15 protein-coding genes are annotated in these 18,830 nt (G+C 64.5%); all 15 read left to right on the top strand.

Annotated elements, in window-relative coordinates:
- The first annotated feature begins 182 nt into the window (after positions 1-182).
- The 15 genes from HMPREF3166_RS09270 to ftsZ all read left to right on the top strand — a co-directional run bounded on the left by HMPREF3166_RS09270 (position 183) and on the right by ftsZ (position 18,812).
- Positions 183-617, top strand: coding sequence for an SAV_6107 family HEPN domain-containing protein (locus tag HMPREF3166_RS09270; protein ID WP_239316599.1), 435 nt, complete (start codon positions 183-185; stop codon positions 615-617).
- A gap of 141 nt (positions 618-758) precedes the next feature.
- Positions 759-1,169 (top strand): DUF3040 domain-containing protein, encoded by a 411-nt coding sequence (locus HMPREF3166_RS09275; protein WP_034986506.1) that lies wholly within the window; start codon positions 759-761, stop codon positions 1,167-1,169.
- 534 nt (positions 1,170-1,703) lie between these two features.
- Positions 1,704-2,135: a division/cell wall cluster transcriptional repressor MraZ gene (gene mraZ / locus HMPREF3166_RS09280; protein ID WP_034986508.1), complete on the top strand. Its 432-nt coding sequence runs from the start codon at positions 1,704-1,706 to the stop codon at positions 2,133-2,135.
- A 239-nt stretch (positions 2,136-2,374) separates the two neighbouring features.
- Positions 2,375-3,427: a 16S rRNA (cytosine(1402)-N(4))-methyltransferase RsmH gene (rsmH, locus tag HMPREF3166_RS09285; protein ID WP_034986510.1), complete on the top strand. Its 1,053-nt coding sequence runs from the start codon at positions 2,375-2,377 to the stop codon at positions 3,425-3,427.
- 68 nt (positions 3,428-3,495) lie between these two features.
- Positions 3,496-4,380: a cell division protein FtsL gene (locus tag HMPREF3166_RS09290; protein ID WP_070488977.1), complete on the top strand. Its 885-nt coding sequence runs from the start codon at positions 3,496-3,498 to the stop codon at positions 4,378-4,380.
- A 110-nt stretch (positions 4,381-4,490) separates the two neighbouring features.
- Positions 4,491-6,383: a peptidoglycan D,D-transpeptidase FtsI family protein gene (locus HMPREF3166_RS09295; RefSeq protein WP_070488980.1), complete on the top strand. Its 1,893-nt coding sequence runs from the start codon at positions 4,491-4,493 to the stop codon at positions 6,381-6,383.
- The gene (locus HMPREF3166_RS09300) at positions 6,380-7,999 is read left to right on the top strand and encodes a UDP-N-acetylmuramoyl-L-alanyl-D-glutamate--2,6-diaminopimelate ligase (RefSeq protein ID WP_070488982.1); all 1,620 of its coding nucleotides are present in this window, start codon (positions 6,380-6,382) and stop codon (positions 7,997-7,999) included. The genes HMPREF3166_RS09295 and HMPREF3166_RS09300 overlap by 4 nt, the downstream gene beginning before the upstream one ends.
- Entirely contained in the window at positions 7,996-9,510 is a 1,515-nt protein-coding gene (gene murF, locus HMPREF3166_RS09305) for a UDP-N-acetylmuramoyl-tripeptide--D-alanyl-D-alanine ligase (RefSeq protein ID WP_070488985.1), read from the top strand. The genes HMPREF3166_RS09300 and murF overlap by 4 nt, the downstream gene beginning before the upstream one ends.
- A 7-nt stretch (positions 9,511-9,517) precedes the next feature.
- Positions 9,518-10,618, top strand: coding sequence for a phospho-N-acetylmuramoyl-pentapeptide-transferase (gene mraY / locus HMPREF3166_RS09310; RefSeq protein ID WP_035005461.1), 1,101 nt, complete (start codon positions 9,518-9,520; stop codon positions 10,616-10,618).
- A gap of 60 nt (positions 10,619-10,678) precedes the next feature.
- A complete protein-coding gene (gene murD, locus HMPREF3166_RS09315; protein WP_070488989.1) occupies positions 10,679-12,232 on the top strand; it encodes a UDP-N-acetylmuramoyl-L-alanine--D-glutamate ligase in 1,554 nt (517 codons plus the stop codon).
- Positions 12,233-12,239: 7 nt separating this feature from the next.
- Entirely contained in the window at positions 12,240-13,907 is a 1,668-nt protein-coding gene (ftsW, locus tag HMPREF3166_RS09320; protein ID WP_070488992.1) for a putative lipid II flippase FtsW, read from the top strand.
- A gap of 5 nt (positions 13,908-13,912) precedes the next feature.
- Positions 13,913-15,025 carry an undecaprenyldiphospho-muramoylpentapeptide beta-N-acetylglucosaminyltransferase gene (murG, locus tag HMPREF3166_RS09325; protein WP_049049518.1) on the top strand — a complete coding sequence of 371 codons (1,113 nt, stop codon included), beginning with the start codon at positions 13,913-13,915 and terminating at the stop codon, positions 15,023-15,025.
- Between the two features lie 59 nt (positions 15,026-15,084).
- The gene (murC, locus tag HMPREF3166_RS09330; protein ID WP_070488996.1) at positions 15,085-16,593 is read left to right on the top strand and encodes a UDP-N-acetylmuramate--L-alanine ligase; all 1,509 of its coding nucleotides are present in this window, start codon (positions 15,085-15,087) and stop codon (positions 16,591-16,593) included.
- Positions 16,590-17,309, top strand: a complete 720-nt coding sequence (locus HMPREF3166_RS09335; protein WP_070488999.1) for a cell division protein FtsQ/DivIB — start codon at positions 16,590-16,592, stop codon at positions 17,307-17,309. Before murC ends, HMPREF3166_RS09335 begins: the two co-directional genes overlap by 4 nt.
- A 165-nt stretch (positions 17,310-17,474) precedes the next feature.
- A complete protein-coding gene (ftsZ, locus tag HMPREF3166_RS09340; RefSeq protein WP_035005455.1) occupies positions 17,475-18,812 on the top strand; it encodes a cell division protein FtsZ in 1,338 nt (445 codons plus the stop codon).
- Positions 18,813-18,830: the final 18 nt, after the last annotated feature.

The following is an 18,830-nucleotide window of genomic DNA, read 5'->3' on the forward strand; positions in this document are numbered from 1 at the left end:
ATAGTGCCACTGCCGGGGGAGGCGTTGGAGGAAGATTGGCGCGAAAGATGCCTGTTAGAACAGGTGTTCTATTTTGAGTTGTGTTCTCGGTGAGATGTCCGAGGCGCTTCCTAGAGTGAGGTCTAACAGTCAAGGCGATAGGCCAACAAGGCGATAGGCCAAAAGGAAGAGGGGACAAGACCATGAACGAGAACATGCTGGCCCAACCCAAGCAGCTGGGGGCGCGGGCTCGTTACAGTCGCAGTCGCGGGGCGCGGGGGTTCCTGGACGAGGCGGAGCGCCAATTGGAGCTATCTCGATCGGAACTGCGTGAGCCCGAGGCGATCGTCTATGCCTACCGAGCTGCCCTGCGGGCGGCAGGTGCGTTGATTGAGTGGGAGATGGCCACGCGAAAGCGTCGCCCTTCCGGGAGTGCGTGGGCGAAGCTGCGGGTTTTGCGCCCCGACTTGGAGGGTTGGGCAGAGACCTTTGAGGTGCACGCGCGGGTAGCGAGTAGGGCGGGGTTGGGGCTTAACCGAGGACTGCCGGAGAATGCGCGTGGCGCGATCTATCGCGATGCCTGCGATCTGGTGGATTTCGCCCGCGGGGCAGTAAATTACCTGCCGGAGGTTGCCTAGGGCGAAAAGTGGGCGTTGTTTGAAAACCGCAGGTTGATGTAGGGTGGATGGGTGAGAAGTGGGCGGAGTTCGCCCAGGCTGGAAACTTTCTTTACGCCTAAAGCGTTAGGAAGAGTAGCCGCAAACATTTGGGAGGTCGCGATGGCTCTATCGGAGCAAGAGCAGAGGATGCTCGCGGAGATCGAACGGGCGTTGATCGCCGAGGATCCACGCTTGGCAAAGCAGGCTTCCAATAGCGGCGAACAGACGATCAGCTTCAACATCCGCTCGATTGCGCTCATTGTCCTCGGTCTTGCGGTGATGGTCGGCGGCATTGCTGCGGCCCAGCTTTCACTGTGGTTCGTAGCGTTGAGCGTGCTCGGGTTCCTGATCATGTTCGGCGGCGGCCTTCTGGCATTCCAGTCCAACGATGATCCGGAGACCGCAGCTATCAAGCGCTCCAAGTCTTCCAAGAGTGGCAAGCCCGGTGCGGCGAGGAAGGCTGGCTCGGGTCACTCCGGTGGCATCGGCGACAAGATGGAAGATAGCTTCCGTCGCCGCTTCGAGCGCTAGTCAAGCCCACCAGTTAGATCTAACTTAAGGAACCACCGTCCTCCACGCATGGAGGACGGTGGTTTTGTCGTATCTAGTCGAAACTAGGGGGAGCCTCCCCACTTCGCCCCACCTCAAGCCCTTTTGATCCCTCTGGTGTTGCGGGCGCGCGCATCCAAGCGTCGGAGGAGGGGTGGCTTGAATATTCCTACCTGCGCAAATGGCTCAGTTGGCTGAGATAAGGGGGTGGGGGAATGATGGCGTCACAAAGAAAGAAGGGTGAGGGGCTGTGTGTGAAGGGGCGAGGGGCGAAGGGGTAAAGTCCAGCTTGAACGTTGTTGATGTGAAGAATATTGAGAAAAGGTGCGCAAAAACACCTCGTGTTGTGGAGTTTGTGGGGGAGAGTGGGGTAAAGTGGGGCTCGTTGGAGCAAAGCTGTGCCAACAACTCCAAACTTCATAGCGAAACCACTGGTCAGGGCAAGAAATCGCCCGCCATCCACGACATAGACGGCAAAACGAAACAAGAGATCTTCCAATGGAAAGGGGCCGATGCATGTTTTTCGGCACCTTCACGCCGAAGCTGGACGACAAGGGTCGACTGACTCTGCCGGCAAAGTTTCGGGAGGAGCTCGGTGACGGCCTGATGGTCGTGAAAGGGCAGGATCGCAGCCTGGCTGTGTACCCCAAGGCAGAGTTTCTGGTACGGGCGAAGAAGGCGGCTGAAGCCTCGCGCACGAACCCGAAAGCTCGCGCCTTCGTGCGCAACCTGGCGGCCAGCGCCGACGAGCAAACCCTCGATTCGCAGGGGCGCATCTCGGTCTCGGCGATGCACCGAAGCTACGCGGGTCTCACGAAAGAATGTGTTGTGATCGGCAACGTCGACTTCATCGAGATCTGGGATGCCGAAAGCTGGGCCGAGTACAGCGCGGAGCACGAAGAGGATTTCTCGGACGGCGACGACGAAGTGCTGGCGACATTCCTGTAGCCCCGAAGGCCTTAGCGCTTGACCAGATAAGACAAATTCATAGTGAAAACGGAGTGTGCGCAGGCCCTTACCTGCGTGGACGACGCGAAATCTTGACGTACTTCCCCAATGTCAAGCCCGCACCCACGCAGGTGAGGCCCTGTACGCACTCCTTTAGCTTTTGAGTCACATAAGTAGCTATGTGGCACATGAACTACATAGCGCCCCAAGAAACGCAGTGAGGGAAGGAGGGAACACCGATGAACGAAGAACGTGGAGCCGAGCAGCGCGAAGAGCACGGCCACACCCCAGTCATGCGCGACCGCATGGTCGAGCTCGTGGGGCTGGGCGTGAACAGCGAAAACGCGCCCGCCCACCCGGTCATCGTCGATGGGACCCTCGGCGCAGGCGGTCACAGCGAGGCCTTTTTGGACGCCTTTCCCCACGCAACCGTCGTCGGCCTAGACCGCGACCCCAACGCACTGGCGGAGGCCAATGAGCGCCTGGTGCGCTTCGGGGACCGCTTCGTTTCCTACCAGACCCGCTTCGATGGAGTAACCGAAGCGCTGGAGGACCTGATGGAGCAGGGCAAACTCCCGGCCAGCGTGCGGGAGCACGGCATCTCCGGGTTTCTGTTCGACCTCGGAGTGTCCTCCATGCAGCTGGACCAGCCGGAACGCGGATTCGCCTACGCGGTAGACGCGCCGCTGGATATGCGCATGGATCCCAGCAGCCCGCTGACCGCCGCCGAGATCCTCAACACCTACAGCCACGGCGAGATCGCGCGCATCCTGAAGACCTACGGCGACGAGCGCTTCGCGGGCAAGATCGCCTCCGCGGTCGTCCGCGAGCGCGAGAAACAACCCTTCGAGAACTCCGCGCGGCTGGTGGAGCTGCTGTACGCAACCATCCCGGCAGCGTCGCGCCGCACCGGCGGGCACCCGGCGAAGCGCACATTCCAAGCGCTGCGCGTCGAGGTGAACGCGGAACTCGAGTCGCTGGAGAACCTGATCCCCGAGATCTCCCGCTGGCTACATGTCGGCGCCGTCGGCGTGTTCATGAGCTACCAGTCGCTGGAAGACAAGATCGTCAAGAAGGCATTGGTGCAGCTCAGCACATCAAAGACCCCGCCGGGGTTGCCGATGGAGCTGCCCGGCATGGAAGCCGAGTTCGAGCTCAAAACCCGCGGGGCAGAGAAGGCTAGCGAGGCGGAGATCGAGCAGAACTCCCGGGCCGCCCCCGTGAGGGTGAGGGCCTACAGCAGGGTCAGCGACAGAGGAAAAGCAACATTTCCGCTGGACACGCCCAGTTAGCTAGACAAAACACCTTAGAACCACTGATAGAAACAAACCCGGACCTCCGATAATTCGGAAGGAATCACATGACAGCACCAGGCACCATCCGCACCCGAGGCCAGCACACCGACCGCGATCGCACCACCGTAGCCGGTCGCGGCGTTGCCGACCGCTCACGCGCCAAGGTTCGCCCGGCGCGCTCTAGCCAGCGCACCGCCGAGCCGACCCGCCGCGGAAGTGCCTGGGATGCCAACCGCACCAGCGCCCCGGGGCGCAGCACTCGCCGCTTCGGCGGTAGCCGGGTGGGCTCGCGCCAGCAGGTCTCGGTCCGCGGGCGGCGCATCATTGCCCTGGAGCGCGGGAACCCGAAGCTCACCCGCCGCATCGTGCTGGCGGTTACTGTTTTCATCCTCGGCGTGGTTTCCATCATGGCGCTGTCCGCCGTCACGACTAAGCAGTCGTTCCAGATCTCCGATGCGCAGTCTCGAAGCACCACGTTGGAAAACGAGATCGAGAGTCTGAACCGGGACGTCGCCAACGCGAAGTCCTCCGCCAACATCGCCAAGGAAGCCAGCGAGATGGGCATGGTTACCCCGAAGCAGTCCGGCATTCTGGAGGATCGCGGCGGCAAGATCGAGGAAACCCGCCCGGCCAACGCTGAAGATGGCAAGGAAGTCGTCGACGTCAACGGCGAAACTAAGCGTCGTGGCGCAACCAGTGATCCGAACAAGACCGAACGTGTCGAGGGGCTGCACCCGGACCACCCGGTCCTTGCAGGTGACCGCGCCCCAGATGTAGACGTCAGCGGTCCTCGCAACAACCCACAGGGCAACGGTGGTCTGCCGTACTCCGGCGACCCGGCGGGTCAGGCGCCTGCACCAGCGCCCGCGCCGGCTCCGGCAGCACCTGCTCCAGCACCGGCTCCTGCTCCAGCGCCCGCGGCGGAGGCGCCGGCCCCGGCGCCGCGCTAGGTCACCGCGGACAGCAAACCGAAAACTTCAGACACGCCGGGGCCAACCCCGGCCTGTTTTCGTATTTACGGGGACAATAACCAAGAGTGAATAGAAAGGAGGGCAACCACGTGTCCACACCCAACGACCGCCGCTCCCCGCGGACGGTTGACTCTAACTCGTGGTTGATCCTGGATACCTCCTTCGCGCGCTTTAACAAGCGCGTACGCCTTGTGTTCCTAGTCATTTTCCTGACGGTTTTCGCCCTGCTGCTGCGCCTCGCCTGGGTACAACTGGTCGCCGGCCCAACGCTGTCTAATCAAGCGCAGATGCAGCGTACCTCGGTGATTACCGAACCGGCTCTGCGCGGAGGCATTACGGATCGCAATGGCCAGGTGCTGGCCTACACCATGGACGCACGCAGCCTCGCTGTGCTCCCGAAGCAGGCCGAAAAGCTCATGCAGGAAAGTTATGAAGAAAATCCCGAGGAGAACCCCGAGCCCAAGCAGCGCATCGAAGAGATCGCCAAGCGTCTGCCCGAGATGATCAATAAAGAAGGCGACGATATCGAGGAAGACGATATCCGCGACAAACTGACCAGCGATAGAAGTTACGAGGTGCTGGTGCGCAACGTCGACCCGGACGTTGCTGAGAAGGTTGGCGAGGAGTTCCCCGAGATCACCGTCGAACGCCAGGACCTGCGTCAATACCCCAACGGCGCGGTGGCGCAGAACATGATCGGCAAGATCAGTACCGATAACCAGGGGCAGTTCGGCCTGGAGCTGTCCCAGGATGCGCGCCTGCAGGGCATCAACGGTTCGCGCACCGTGGACATTGGAGGCGATGGCTACCAGATTCCGGGCTCCACCCGCGATGTGCACCCGGCCGTCAACGGCGATTCCTACGAGCTGACCATCGACCTGGACGCGCAGACCTATGTACAGCAGGCACTGCAACAGGCGCGCGAGAAGTCGGGCGCAAAATCCGCCTCGGCCGTCGTGCTGGATTCGAAGACCGGCGAGATCATCGCCATGGGCTCTAGCGATTCCATCGACCCGAACGGGGACATCGAAAAGCAGCTGAAGCGCAAGAAGGTCTTCGGCGATCGCGCCACGGCAGATTCCTTCGAGCCGGGCTCCGTGGCCAAGATCATGACCGCCGCGGCAGCCATCCAGGAGGGCAAGACTACCCCGGATGAGGTGCTTAAGGTCCCCGGTAGCATCGAGATGTCCGGCGTGACAGTGAAGGATGCATGGGACCACGGCGAGGTTCCGTACACCACCACCGGCATCTTCGGTAAGTCCTCGAACGTCGGCACCCTGATGCTCGCCGAGCGCGTGGGTGAGGAGAAGATGTACGAATACTTCCGCAAGTTCGGTGTAGGCCAGACTGCGGGCGTGGGGTTGCCGTACGAGGTTGCCGGCTACATGCCGGAGCTGAACCAGTGGTCCGGCGGCACTTTCGCCAACCTGCCGATCGGCCAGGGCATGTCCATGAGCCTGCTGCAGATGACCAGCATCTACCAGGCGCTGGCCAACGACGGCGTGCGCGTGGAGCCCAGGCTGATCAACAAGATCACCACGTCCGACGGCGCGGAGCTGGATTCCGACCCGGCGAAGGAGACCCGCGTGGTCTCCCCGGAGACTGCCCGCACGACCGTGGACATGTTCCGTGCGGTGACGCAGAAGGACGAAACCGGAGTTCAGCAGGGCTCTGGTGCGCCGGCGGCCATCGACGGTTACCAGGTTTCCGGCAAGACGGGCACGGCTCAGCAAGTCGACCCGGACACGGGCGCCTATTCGAACTCCAAGTACTGGATCAACTTCGCGGGTATCGCACCCGCCGACAAGCCCCGCTTCGTGGTTGGCATCATGCTGGATGACCCCGAGCGCGGTACTGACGGGGGCGCGGGTGGCAGCGCGGCGCCTCTGTTCCACGACATCATGGCGTGGATGCTCGACCACTACAACGTGCCGCTGTCCAAGGAAGCAGGACCAAAGCTGATGCTGGAGGCAAATCAATGACATCGCTGAAGCAGCTCGCCGAAATCTGCGGAGGAACCCTCACCGGCCCCTGGGAGGGTGTGGAGGTAAGCTCTGCCGCGATCGGTTCTAATGATGTGCAGCCGGGCGGCCTTTTCTGTGCTGTTCCTGGTTCGAAGGTCCACGGCGCGACCTTCGCCGCGGATAGCAAGGCGGCCGCCGTTCTTACCGACGCCGCAGGCCAGCGCATTATTGATGACGCCCCTACGCCGCTACCGTGCATTGTTGTGGACGACGTTCGCGAGTGGATGGGCGCGGTGTCTGCGGAGGTTTATGGCCACCCGGCACGCCAGCTGAAGACCATTGGCATCACCGGCACGTCTGGCAAGACCACCACCAGCTACCTGGTGGAGAAGGCTCTGCTGGATTCGGGGCTGCAGGTGGGGCTGATCGGCACCACCGGCACCCGCATCAACGGCCAGCCGATTCCGACCTCGCTGACCACCCCGGAGGCGCCCACGCTGCAGGCGCTGCTGGCGCGCATGGTTGCCGAGGGTGCCACGCACCTAGTGATGGAGGTTTCCAGCCACGCCCTGCAGCTAGGCCGGGTGCGCGGAGTGCACTTCGACGTGGTGGCGTTTACGAACCTGAGCCAGGACCACCTGGATTTCCACCCGACGATGGAGGACTACTTCCAGGCGAAGGCGCTGCTATTCGAGCGCGTTGAGGACGGGAGGGTTCCGGGCACCGCTGTGATCTGCTGCGAGGACGAGTGGGGCGAGCGCATGCGCGCCATCGCCGCGAAGCACTCGCCGACCGTGGCGCTGTACCCCCAGGGCGGTGACCACACGACCGAAGCAGGCGGCCCGGTATGGTCCATTGCCTCCGCCGAAGTGGCCCCCAGCGGCCGCCAGCACATTCGCCTGGACATCGCAGGCGGCGCCGAACCCGGCGAGCTGGATTACAGCATCGGCATGGCGGGCTCCTTCAACCAGGCCAACAGCTTGGTGGCGCTGGCCTGCATCGAGGCCGCCACGGGAGACGCGCTGACCAGCGACAGCGCCGCCGTACAGGCCCTGCAAGACGTGCAGGTGCCCGGCCGCATGCAGCTGGTCGAGGAGGGCCAGGACTTCCTGGCGATGGTTGACTATGCGCACAAGCCGGGCGCGGTTCAGGCCGTGCTGGGTAGCCTGCACGACTACCTGCCGGATCCGGAAGCCCGCATCGGCATCGTCCTCGGGGCCGGTGGAAACCGCGATCACGACAAGCGCGCGATCATGGGCCGCATCGCCGCGGAGCTGGCCGATGCGGTGTTCGTCACGGATGACAATCCCCGGGATGAGGAACCTTCCGCGATTAGGGAGGCTATTTACGCGGGGGCGCGAGAGGGCGTCCAGAAGAAAGAACAAGAACAACCAACAAACGGCGAGACCGTATGCGAGATCGTGCCCGACCGTGCAGAGGCAATCGCCGCGGCTGTGGCGTGGGCACGCCCCGGAGACGCGGTGGTCGTGGCCGGTAAGGGGCACGAAAAGGGGCAGCTGGTGGCCGGCACGATGCACCCCTTCGACGATGTGGAGGAGCTGGCGGCAGCTCTGCAGAACCGGGTGCGGCAAGAGCGTGAGGCAGATAATGGTGAAGGTAGGCAGAAGCGATGATTGAACTAACAACCCAGAAAATCGCCGAGGTAACGGGCAGCACGCTGATTAACGACGTGGATCCGCAGGCCGTAGTGACCGGCCCTGCGGAGTTCGATTCGCGCAAGATCACCCCGGGCGCGATCTTCATGGCCTTGCCCGGAGCCCGCGCCGACGGGCACGACTTCGCCGACGCTGCATTGCAGAACGGCGCCGCGCTACTGATCGTCGGCCGTCAGGTGGAGCAGCCCGCGCTGCTGGCCGCACCGGTGGAGGTCAACGAGCAGACCTCCAACGCCACCGCCTTCGAATTCGACGTGGAAGGCCACGGCGCCGCAGTGCTGGCCGCCGTGGACAAGCTCGCGCGCTACAACACCGACGTGCTGGCCGCCGAGGAAGGCATGGTCGTCGTCGGCGTTACTGGTTCCGCGGGCAAGACCTCCACTAAGGACCTGATCGGCGCGGTGCTGCGCGAGGCGGGGGAGACCGTCGCCCCGCCCGGCAGCTTCAACAACGAGATCGGCCTGCCGTACACCGCCCTGCGTGCCAGCCGCGACACGCGCTGTCTCGTCAGTGAGATGTCTGCCCGTGGCGTGGGCCACATCCAGCACCTGACGACCGTCACTCCACCGCGCGTGGGCGTGGTGCTGAACGTCGGCAGCGCCCACCTGGGCGAGTTCGGTTCCCGGCAGGCCATCGCGCAGGCGAAGGGCGAGCTCGTGGAGGCACTGCCAGCCGCCGCCGAGGGTGGCCTGGCCGTACTGAACGCCGACGACGACAAGGTCGCGGCGATGGATAAGCGCACCGCGGCGCGCGTTGTGCGCTTCTCCACGGAGGGCGCGACGGGAGCCGCGGGTGTTCCGGCGGATTACTATGCCACCGACATCGAGCTCGATGCCGTGGCCCGCGCCAGCTTTATGCTGCACCACCCGGCAGGTCAGCCGGTGCGCGTGGAGCTTTCGGTGTTCGGCGCCCACCAGGTCTCGAACGCGCTCGCCGCCGCGGCGGTTGGTATCGAGTTGGGTATTGACGCCGCCACGGTGGCATCTCTGCTGAGCTCTCACGTCGCCGCCAGCGTGAACCGCATGGACGTGCGCACCCGCGAATCCGACGGGGTGACCATCATCAACGATTCCTACAATGCCAACCCCGAATCCATGCGTGCGGGAATCGATGCGCTGGCTTACACGGCCAAGGGACGCCGCGAGGCGGAAAGCTGGGCCGTGCTGGGGCAGATGGGCGAGCTGGGCGAGGACGCGAGCGACGAGCACGCCGAACTCGGCCACGTGCTGGCGCAACGGCGCATCGACCACGCGGTCATCGTGGGCAACGGGGTGAACCAGCGTGCGCTGGCCAACGCCGCCCGGGAGAGTGGAGTGGAAACCCACGTTGTTGAGAACATCGACGGCGCGGTGAACTATCTAGACATGAGTTTGAACCCGCAGGATGTGGTGCTGATCAAGGCATCGTATTCGGACGGACTATGGGCCGTGGCAGAAGGACTGCTGATCGGCGAGGACCAAGGAGCTTAACAATCCCATGTTGCAAATCTTTATCGCAGGTGCGGTCGCTTTCCTTGTGTCCGTACTGCTGACTCCGGTGCTGATCCGTTGGTTCTCCGCCGAAGGACTGGGCCAGGAGATCCGCGAGGAAGGCCCGAAGTCGCACTTCAAGAAGCGCGGCACCCCCACCATGGGAGGCATCGCCGTGCTGGCGGGCATCGTGTTCGGCTACCTGGTGGCCGTGCTGGTGGGTCTTATAACCACCGGCGCCGGGCCGGGCGTCAGCGGCTGGCTGGTGCTGGGGCTGACGCTTGCCTTGGGCGGGCTGGGCTTTGCCGATGACTACATCAAGCTGGTCAAGGGCCGGAACCTGGGCCTGAACGCGAAGGCGAAGCTCGTGGGGCAGCTGGTAACCGCGATTGTCTTTGGCCTGCTGATCCTGCAGTTCCCGAACGCGCACGGACTCACCCCGGGCTCCACGCACCTGTCGTTTGTCCGCGATATTGCGACGTTCGACATCGCCATCGGGCCGGCCATCGTGGGCATGGTTCTGTTCCTGATCTTCATCTACGTGGTCATCTCCGCCTGGTCTAACGCAGTGAACCTGACCGACGGCCTGGATGGTCTGGCCAGCGGCGTGACCGCGATGGTCATGGGCACCTACGTGCTGATTACCTTCTGGCAGTTCCGTAACTCCTGTGCCGTCAGTGCACAGGCCGCCTGCTATGCGGTGCGTGACCCGTTGGACCTGTCGATGCTCGCCTCCGCTGGCCTGGGTGCCTGCCTGGGCTTCCTATGGTGGAATGCGGCTCCCGCGAAAATCTTCATGGGTGATACCGGCTCGCTGGCCCTTGGTGGCCTGGTGGCAGGCTTGTCCGTCACGACCCAGACCGAGCTGCTGATGATCCTGGTCGGCATCATCTTCGTCATCGAGGCTGCATCCGTGGTGATCCAGGTGGTCTCCTTCAAGGCCACCGGCAAGCGCGTGTTCCGCATGGCGCCGATCCACCACCACTTCGAGAACAAGGGATGGGCGGAGACGACCGTCGTTATCCGCTTCTGGCTGCTGGCCGCGCTGGCGGCGATGTCCGGCTTCGCGATCTTCTACGCGGAGTGGCTCAACGGCGCCAGCTTCTAGGCCTGCCGGTGGCAGCCCCGCAAACCCACAATTCGCTAGCAATGTAAGGACAACCCAGCCGTGGAATCGACATCCGCACTTCACCCCGCAGACGCCCTAGAAACCATGCGCACCCAGACCGTTCTGGTCGCGGGCGCGGGCGTGGCCGGGCGGGGCGTGATCTCCATGCTTTGCGCCCTCGGCGCCCGGCTGGTCCTGGTTGCAGACGATAATGCGCAGGCACTTGGCCACATCGCCGACGATGGGGAGACGGAGCTGCGGCTGCTGAATGTCTCCGAGGCCATCGACTCCCTAGAAGACCTGGCCCCGCGGCTCGTCGTGACTTCCCCGGGCTGGAAGCCCGAATCCCCGCTGCTGGCCCGCGCCGCCGAGCTGGGAATCCCCGTGATTGGGGATATTGCCGCAGCCTGGCTGGCCGACCAAGCCGGGGCCTTCGGTGAGCCCCGCACATGGCTGGCGGTGACGGGAACGAACGGTAAGACCACCACCACGGCGATGCTGACCTCCATGCTGATCGCCGATGGGCGCGCTGCCCTGGCCGTGGGCAACATTGGCATCGCCCCTTCCGCCGCCTTGGCTGGCCAGCACCGCGGCGAACCCCGCTCCGACGTCTTTGTCGCCGAGGTATCCAGCTTCCAGCTGCACTGGGCGCCCATGTTCGAGCCCACCGTCGGCTGCATTCTGAACCTTGCCGAAGACCACCTGGATTGGCACGGGAGCTACGACAACTATTGCGCAGACAAGGCACAGGTCTTGACCGCTGAGGAGTCTGTCCTGGCCCTGGACGACTCAGACGTTGTGGCCACCGCACGCGCCCGCCAGGTCGCGGCGCGCCGTGGGTACACGATTCACGACCCTGAAGAGGTGGCGTCACAAAACACGGAACGAGTAGTCGGGGTGCGCGACGGGCGGCTGATCGAGGTCGTCATCGACGACCCGAGCCAAACCACGGACCTCGCTCCGGCGCAGGGGATTAGCCCTCCCGGGCCTGCAGGGCTTGCCGATGCCGCGGCGAGTGCGGCGATGGCGCGTGCGCTGGGCGTGGCTCCGGCGGCCATCGAAGCCGCGCTGGCCGGATTCAAGGTGCAGGCGCACCGCGGACAGGTTGTGCTGGAGCACGGAGGCGTTACCTGGATCGATAACTCGAAGGCCACCAACCCGCACGCCGCCGAGGCCGCGCTGCGGGGCCAGCGCAATGTGATCTGGGTTGCCGGTGGGCAGCTGAAGGGCGCGGCGGTCGACGGGCTAATCCGGGCGATCGGCGGCGCCCTCAAGGCAGTGGTGGCCCTGGGCGTGGATCGCGCGGAGCTCGTCGCCGAAGTGTCGCGGCAGCTGCCCGACCTGCCGGTCACTGTTATTGACGCCACCGATCCAGAAGAAGCGATGCGTGCCGTCGCCTGCGCCGCCCACGAGTTGGCGCAACCCGGCGACAGCGTGGTGCTGGCCCCGGCGGCAGCGTCGCTGGATATGTACACCGGCATGAGCCAGCGTGGCGACCTGTTCGCCCAGTATGCGGTGGCATATGCTGGGGCCGATAGAGCCGAACAGACGGCACAAGAGGCCCCAGAAGCCCAAGCGGCCCAAGAGACTCAAGCAACACAGGAAAGGGGATAGGCGCGCGATGTCCACTCCGACGTCCAATTCGAAGCGCCGGCGCATCCCCGGCGCAAGGGAGAACAGCCCGCACGGCGAGCGACCCGAGCCGGAGCGCAAGGCCGCGAACCAGGAATCTGGCGCCGAGCGCGGCTTGGCATCCCTGCAACGCAAGTTGTCCGCGCAGCTGGCCACCCCGCAGATGAACTACAAGGTGCTGATGGTCGTCACGGCGTGCTTGACCCTCCTGGGGCTAGTTATGGTGCTGTCATCGTCGATGGTGACCTCCTACGCTAGCGGCGCGAGCGTCTTCAGTGAGTTTATTAAGCAAGCCGTGGTCGTATTCCTCGGATTGGTGGCTATGTGGGTGGCGCTACGGATGCGCCCGGAGACGATCCGCAAGTATTCCCCGTGGCTGTTGGTAGTTGCGATTGTGATGCTGTTCATGGTGCTGATCCCCGGCGTTGGTATCGGTGGCGAAGAAGTCGGTTCGAACTCGTGGATCCGCATTGGCCCCATCGGTGTGCAGCCCTCCGAGGTGGCGAAGCTGGCGCTGGCCGTCTGGGGAGCGGCCACGGTCACCTACAGGGCACGCGCCACAAGGCGCCTTGACAGTGCCCTCGGCGCCTTCCTGGGCGTGAGTGCTGCGATTCTGGTGTTGGTGCTCCTGCAGAAGGACCTAGGCATGGTGTTCTCCGTGAGCATTGTGGTCGCCGCGCTCATCTTCTTCGCCGGTGTTGGCCGTCAGGTCATCTCCGCGGTGCTGGGAGTCGTTGCGGTGCTGGGCGTGTTTGCGATTACCCGTCAGAGCTTCCGCGGCGCGCGTATTACGACGTGGAAGGACGCTCTGACCCTGAACTTCGGTGATTCGACGACCCAAGGTTCGTCCTATCAGTCCCACCAGGGCATCTTGTCCCTCTCGGACGGTGGGGTTTTCGGTGCCGGGCTGGGACAGTCCAGTGCGAAGTGGTTCTACCTGCCGGAGGCGAAGAACGACTTCATCTTCGCCATCGTGGGCGAGGAGCTGGGACTGCTCGGCGCGTCAATCGTTGTGATCCTGTTTGGAGTGCTCGCCTGGTTCGGCATCCGTACGTCCCTGGCACAAAAGGACCCTTTCCTGCGTTTGCTGGCTGCAACGCTGACCATCGGTATCACCGTGCAGGCTTTCTTCAACATGGGCTACGTTGTGGGCCTGCTGCCGGTGACCGGCATCCAGCTGCCGCTGATCTCCGCCGGCGGTTCGTCGGCGATCATCACCCTCATTTCCATGGGGCTGCTGTGCAACTGCGCCCGCAATGAGCCGGAGACGGTCTCTTCCATGCAGCACGAAGGGCGCCCACTCATCGACCGCATCCTTCTGCTGCCGGAACCGCAAGGCTACAAGGCGGGCGAGCAGCGCCGGAACGAGCGCCGCGAGACGGCCTATAGCTACGGCGAGCCGGTTACCCGGCAGCGGGCGAGCGCTGGCCGGGGGAGCCAGGACGTCCGCCGCGAACGCGACCGGGTGGAACAGTCCATCCGTCGCGTCGGCGGCGAGTCGCGTCTGCGTGGCTACGATGGAGTGCGAAGGCAGGACCTGCCGCCCACCGCGACCCCGAAGCCGATCCCGCGTAGCCGCCACCGGGCGGACGAGGCGGGGCCGCCGAGGGCTCGCAAGACTCGCAGAACTATCGATAACCGACACAGGAGGCGCTAGCCAAAGTGAACCCGAAGCCAGAAGCCGACCGGAAGCTATCAGTCGTCGTTGCCGGCGGCGGAACGGCCGGGCACATTGAACCCGCCATGGCCGTGGCAGAGGCAGTTCGCGCGCAGCGCCCCGACGCGCGCATCACCGCGCTGGGCACCACCCGTGGTCTGGAGACCACCCTGGTGCCGGCACGCGGCTTCGACCTGGAGCTGATCCCGCCGGTGCCGGTGCCGCGCAAGGTGAACAAGGACCTGGCTACGCTGCCGCTGCGCCTGCGCAAGGCACTGAAGGAGACGAAGCGGGTGCTGCGCGAGGTGGAGGCCGACGTGGTGATCGGCTTCGGCGGCTATGTTTCCGCTCCGGCCTACCTGGCGGCGCGTTCCCTCAAGATTCCCTTCTTCGTCCATGAGGCCAATGCCCGCGCGGGCGTGGCCAACAAGCTGGGAGTGAAGTTGGGCGGAACTGGCCTGGCGGCAGTCGAGGATTCCGGCCTGGACGCCGAGATCGTGGGCATCCCCGTGCGCGAATCCGTGCTGAAGATGGACCGCAAGGCCCTGCGTGCGGAGGCCCGCGAGTTCTTCGGTGTGGATCCGGAAGCCCCGCTGCTGCTGGTCACCGGCGGTTCGCAGGGCGCGCGCAGCATCAACAACGCGGTGGTGGATGCGGCGAAGACCCTGCAGGACGCGGGCATCGGGGTGCTGCACGCCTACGGCAAGAAGAACGAAATTGAGCTGCCCGCGGAGGTCAAGGAGGGCACGCCTCCCTACGTGGCCGTCCCGTACATCGAGCGCATGGACCTGGCGCTGGCCGCCGCGGACGCGATCCTCTGCCGTTCGGGCGCAATGACCGTTGCCGAGGTCTCCGCCGTCGGCCTGCCGGGCATCTACGTGCCGCTGCCGCACGGCAACGGCGAGCAGGAACTTAACGTCCGTCCGATCACCCACGCCGGCGGCGGAGTGATCATCAAGGATGCAGAGCTCACCGGCCACCGCGTTTCCCAGGAAGTCATCCCGCTGCTGCGCGACGAAACCCGCTGGCACGCCGCCAGCCTGGCAACGCTGGCCGCGGGCCACAGGGACGCTGCCGAGAAGATCGCCGAGAAGATCATCGCAGCCGCCGAAGCTTAGCCCCAGTACAGCCCCAGTACAAACCATTCCTCCCTTCTAGAAAGGCATCTTCTTCCACGATGAGCGAGCAGCCTCAGACCACGGACCTCTCCCGCGTGCACATGGTGGGCATCGGCGGTGCCGGCATGTCCGGTATCGCCCGCATCCTGCTGGACCGCGGCTACCAGGTCAGCGGGTCGGACATGAAGGAGTCGCGCAGCATCATGGCGCTGCGCGCGGCCGGCGCGCAGATTCAGGTGGGGCACGCGGCGGATAACCTGCGCTTGCTGGGGGAGACACCCACGGTGGTCGTCACCTCCTTCGCCGCGATTCCGCAGGATAACCCGGAGCTCGTCGGCGCCCGCGAGGCAGGCATTCCGGTGCTCCGCCGCTCCGACATTCTGGCGCTGTTGCTGCAGGATCGCCGTGCTTTCCTGCTGGCGGGTACGCACGGCAAGACCTCTACGACGTCGATGGCCGTGGCGGCGTTGCAGGCCGCGGGGCAGGATCCCTCTTTCGCCATCGGCGGCCAGCTGAACCGCGCGGGCACGAATGCCCACAACGGCACCGGTGAGATTTTCGTGGCCGAGGCCGACGAGTCCGATGGCTCCTTCCTGTCCTACTCGCCCGAGATCGCGGTGGTCACGAACATCGAGCCCGACCACCTGGATTACTTCAAGACGGAAGCGGCCTACCGGGAGGTCTTCGAGAAGTTCGCCCACCGCATCGTGCCGGGCGGCTTCCTGGTCGCGTGCCTGGACGATCCGGGTTCGGCCGCGCTCGCCGAGAAGCTTATCGCCGGTGCCGAGGCCGGCGAACCTTTGCCGTTTAGCGTTGTTGGCTATGGCACTGCCGAAGCTTGTGACGCCCACTCTTCCGTGCCCCCAGCAGCGATCATCGAAAGCACGGAGGTGACTGCCGAGGGAACCGTTTCTGCCTTGCGGCTGACTGAGGCCGTGAACGGAGCCGCGCAGCAGGGTGCTGGCAAGGGCGCTGGCACCTATTCGCTGCGCGTGGCCATTCCGGGCATCCACATGGTGCTGAATGCCACCGCGGCCGTGCTGGGCAGCGCGCTGCTGGGCGCGGACGTGGAGAAGGTCATCGCGGGCATCGGTGGTTTCGACGGCGTGCGCCGCCGCTTCGAATACCACGGCACTCGCCAGGACGTGGAGGTCTACGACGACTACGCACACCACCCGACCGAAGTCGCGGCCGTCCTGTCGGCCGCACGTCAGCGGGTGGAAGCCCGAGGTGGGCGCATCGTGGCCGTCTTCCAGCCGCACCTGTACTCCCGCACGATCAACTTCGCCGACGAGTTCGCCGATGCCCTGTCTCTGGCCGACCAGGTGGTGCTGCTGGACATCTTCGGCGCCCGCGAGGAGCCGGTGGAAGGCGTGGATTCGCGCATCATTGGGGACAAGATCGATGCCTCCACCGAGTGCGTATTTGAGCCCGACTTCTCGCGCGTGGCCGGCGTAGTCACCGGGTTGGTGCAGCGTGGCGACATGGTGCTGACGATTGGCGCGGGCACCGTGACGATGTTGGCGGACGAGATTCTGCTGGAGCTGGACCGTGGTGATCGCGGGTGAGTAGGGCGTCAAGAACAAAGAACAAGAGGAACCAGCAGAGCCAGAAGGGCCGCAACACGCCGCGTAAGCGCCTGCAGTGGCTCGTCGCGGGGATCATCGCGTTGGTTGTGCTGCTGGGCGTGGTTGCGTATGCGGCGCCCATCGTGAAGGTGTCGCAGATCGATGTGCAGGGCACGACGAACGCTGATCCACAGGCGATCCGGGAGGCCAGCGCCATTAATGCGGGCGACAACATGCTGCGCCTGGACATGGCAGAAGCCGCCAAGGGCGTATCTGCCGTGCCGTGGGTGGAGAAGGTGACCGTTAAGCGCTCCTGGCCCACCACGGTGACGGTCGATGTGACCGAGCACCAGGCCATCGGCTACGTCATGGATGGCGACACGCCACACGTAGTGGACGAGAATGGGCAGGTGTTCTTGACGGGTGTGAAGCCTGAAGGGGCTTTCGAGTTTAAGAAGACCAAGGCCGATGATGCCCGGGCTATCGACGCGGCGACGAAGGCGTTGACTGCGCTTTCGGATGATCTGCGCGGGAAGCTGGAGGGGATCGAGGCTGAGTCGGCGGACAGCATTCGCCTCTTCTTCCCTAATCAGGCTGTGTATTGGGGCTCGGCAGATAGGGCGGATGAGAAGGCCGAGGCGACCCGAATTGTGTTGGGACGCGAGGGAAATTGGAACGTTTCGAACCCCGCCATGCCCACCGTCAGGCAGGGCTGAAGTGGGGATGAAACCCCAGTTTAAGCTTTAAGTTGAACTTTAAGGATACGACACGCCACCAAAAATGTGCACCGCTAAATGCTTGACGGCTAGGAAGATGGACGCAACAGCAAACCGGTAAACCGCAAAGCACGAAAAATTCTTTAGGAAGGCGGACAAACGCACATGACGAATCCTGGAAACCACCTCGCTGAGATCAAGGTGGTCGGTGTCGGCGGCGGCGGAGTAAACGCCGTCAACCGCATGATCGACGAGCAGCTGCAGGGCGTGGAGTTCATCGCCATCAACACCGATGCACAGGCTCTGATGCTGACCGATGCGGACATCAAGCTGGACATCGGCCGCGAGGAGACCCGCGGCCTGGGCGCTGGCGCTAACCCGGACGTTGGCCGTAAGTCCGCCGAGGACCACAAGGACCAGATCGAAGAGATCCTGGCCGGTGCCGACATGGTGTTCGTTACCGCAGGTGAGGGTGGCGGCACCGGCACGGGTGCAGCCCCGGTCGTGGCGAACATCGCGAAGAAGCAGAACGCCCTGACCGTCGGCGTGGTTACCCGCCCCTTCGGCTTCGAGGGTCGTCGCCGCAGCAAGCAGGCCATGGAGGGCATCGAGGCCCTGCGCGAGGTCTGCGACACGCTGATCGTTATCCCCAACGACTCGCTGCTGAAGATGTCCGAGGAACAGCTGTCCATGATGGAGGCCTTCCGCAAGGCCGATGAGGTGCTGCTCAGCGGTGTTGAGGGCATCACCAAGCTGATCACCACCCCGGGTGTGATCAACGTGGACTTCGCCGACGTGCGCTCCGTCATGACCGACGCGGGCTCCGCCCTCATGGGCATCGGCACCGCCCGCGGCGACCAGCGTGCGGTAAAGGCCACCCAGGCGGCTATTAACTCCCCGCTGCTGGAGAGCACCATGGAGGGTGCGAAGGGTGTGCTGCTTTCCTTCGCTGGTGGCTCCGACCTGGGCCTGCTGGAGGTTTCCCAGGCCGCGGACCTGGTGGAGGAGAAGGCCGACGAGGACGTCAACCTGATCTTCGGCACCATCATCGACGACCAGCTGGGCGACGAGGTCCGCGTGACGGTCATCGCCACCGGCTTCGACGATTCCCCGTCCGCGACGTCCAACAACCAGCGCTCCGGTGCGCACCACGCGCAGGAGAGCGCGGGCGCGGCTGCAGGCGCCGGCGCTGCACAGTCGACCAACCTGTTCGGCGGCCAGGAGGCCCCGCAGGCTGGCCAGAACTCCCAGTACGCAGTGCAGGGGCAGGAAGCCCCGCAGGCGGGCTCCGCGCAGGCCGATCCGGCCACACCGCAGGCTGGCACCCAGTCCAGCTTCGCGCAGCGCCGTGGCACCGTGCCGCAGCACGCGCAGCCGGAGCCGCAGTCCAACCAGGGCGGTGGCCTGTTCACTTCCGCTCCGCAACAGCCGCAGAACTCCACCAACTCTGGCGTGGATCTGACTGAGGAAGAGGACGACCTGGATCTGCCGGACTTCAACTAGTCCGCCGGATACCACCTC

The sequence above is a fragment of the Corynebacterium sp. HMSC08A12 genome (assembly GCF_001807485.1).
Taxonomy (GTDB): domain Bacteria; phylum Actinomycetota; class Actinomycetes; order Mycobacteriales; family Mycobacteriaceae; genus Corynebacterium; species Corynebacterium evansiae.

Bases quoted from the DNA above. Each gene is read 5' to 3' on its own strand.
- ftsW (WP_070488992.1), top strand. From the start codon at position 12,240: ATGTCCACTCCGACGTCCAATTCGAAGCGCCGGCGCATCCCCGGCGCA.
- HMPREF3166_RS09300 (WP_070488982.1), top strand. From the start codon at position 6,380: ATGACATCGCTGAAGCAGCTCGCCGAAATCTGCGGAGGAACCCTCACC.
- HMPREF3166_RS09275 (WP_034986506.1), top strand. From the start codon at position 759: ATGGCTCTATCGGAGCAAGAGCAGAGGATGCTCGCGGAGATCGAACGG.
- rsmH (WP_034986510.1), top strand. From the start codon at position 2,375: ATGAACGAAGAACGTGGAGCCGAGCAGCGCGAAGAGCACGGCCACACC.
- mraY (WP_035005461.1), top strand. From the start codon at position 9,518: ATGTTGCAAATCTTTATCGCAGGTGCGGTCGCTTTCCTTGTGTCCGTA.
- murF (WP_070488985.1), top strand. From the start codon at position 7,996: ATGATTGAACTAACAACCCAGAAAATCGCCGAGGTAACGGGCAGCACG.
- HMPREF3166_RS09290 (WP_070488977.1), top strand. From the start codon at position 3,496: ATGACAGCACCAGGCACCATCCGCACCCGAGGCCAGCACACCGACCGC.
- HMPREF3166_RS09270 (WP_239316599.1), top strand. From the start codon at position 183: ATGAACGAGAACATGCTGGCCCAACCCAAGCAGCTGGGGGCGCGGGCT.
- mraZ (WP_034986508.1), top strand. From the start codon at position 1,704: ATGTTTTTCGGCACCTTCACGCCGAAGCTGGACGACAAGGGTCGACTG.
- murC (WP_070488996.1), top strand. From the start codon at position 15,085: ATGAGCGAGCAGCCTCAGACCACGGACCTCTCCCGCGTGCACATGGTG.
- ftsZ (WP_035005455.1), top strand. From the start codon at position 17,475: ATGACGAATCCTGGAAACCACCTCGCTGAGATCAAGGTGGTCGGTGTC.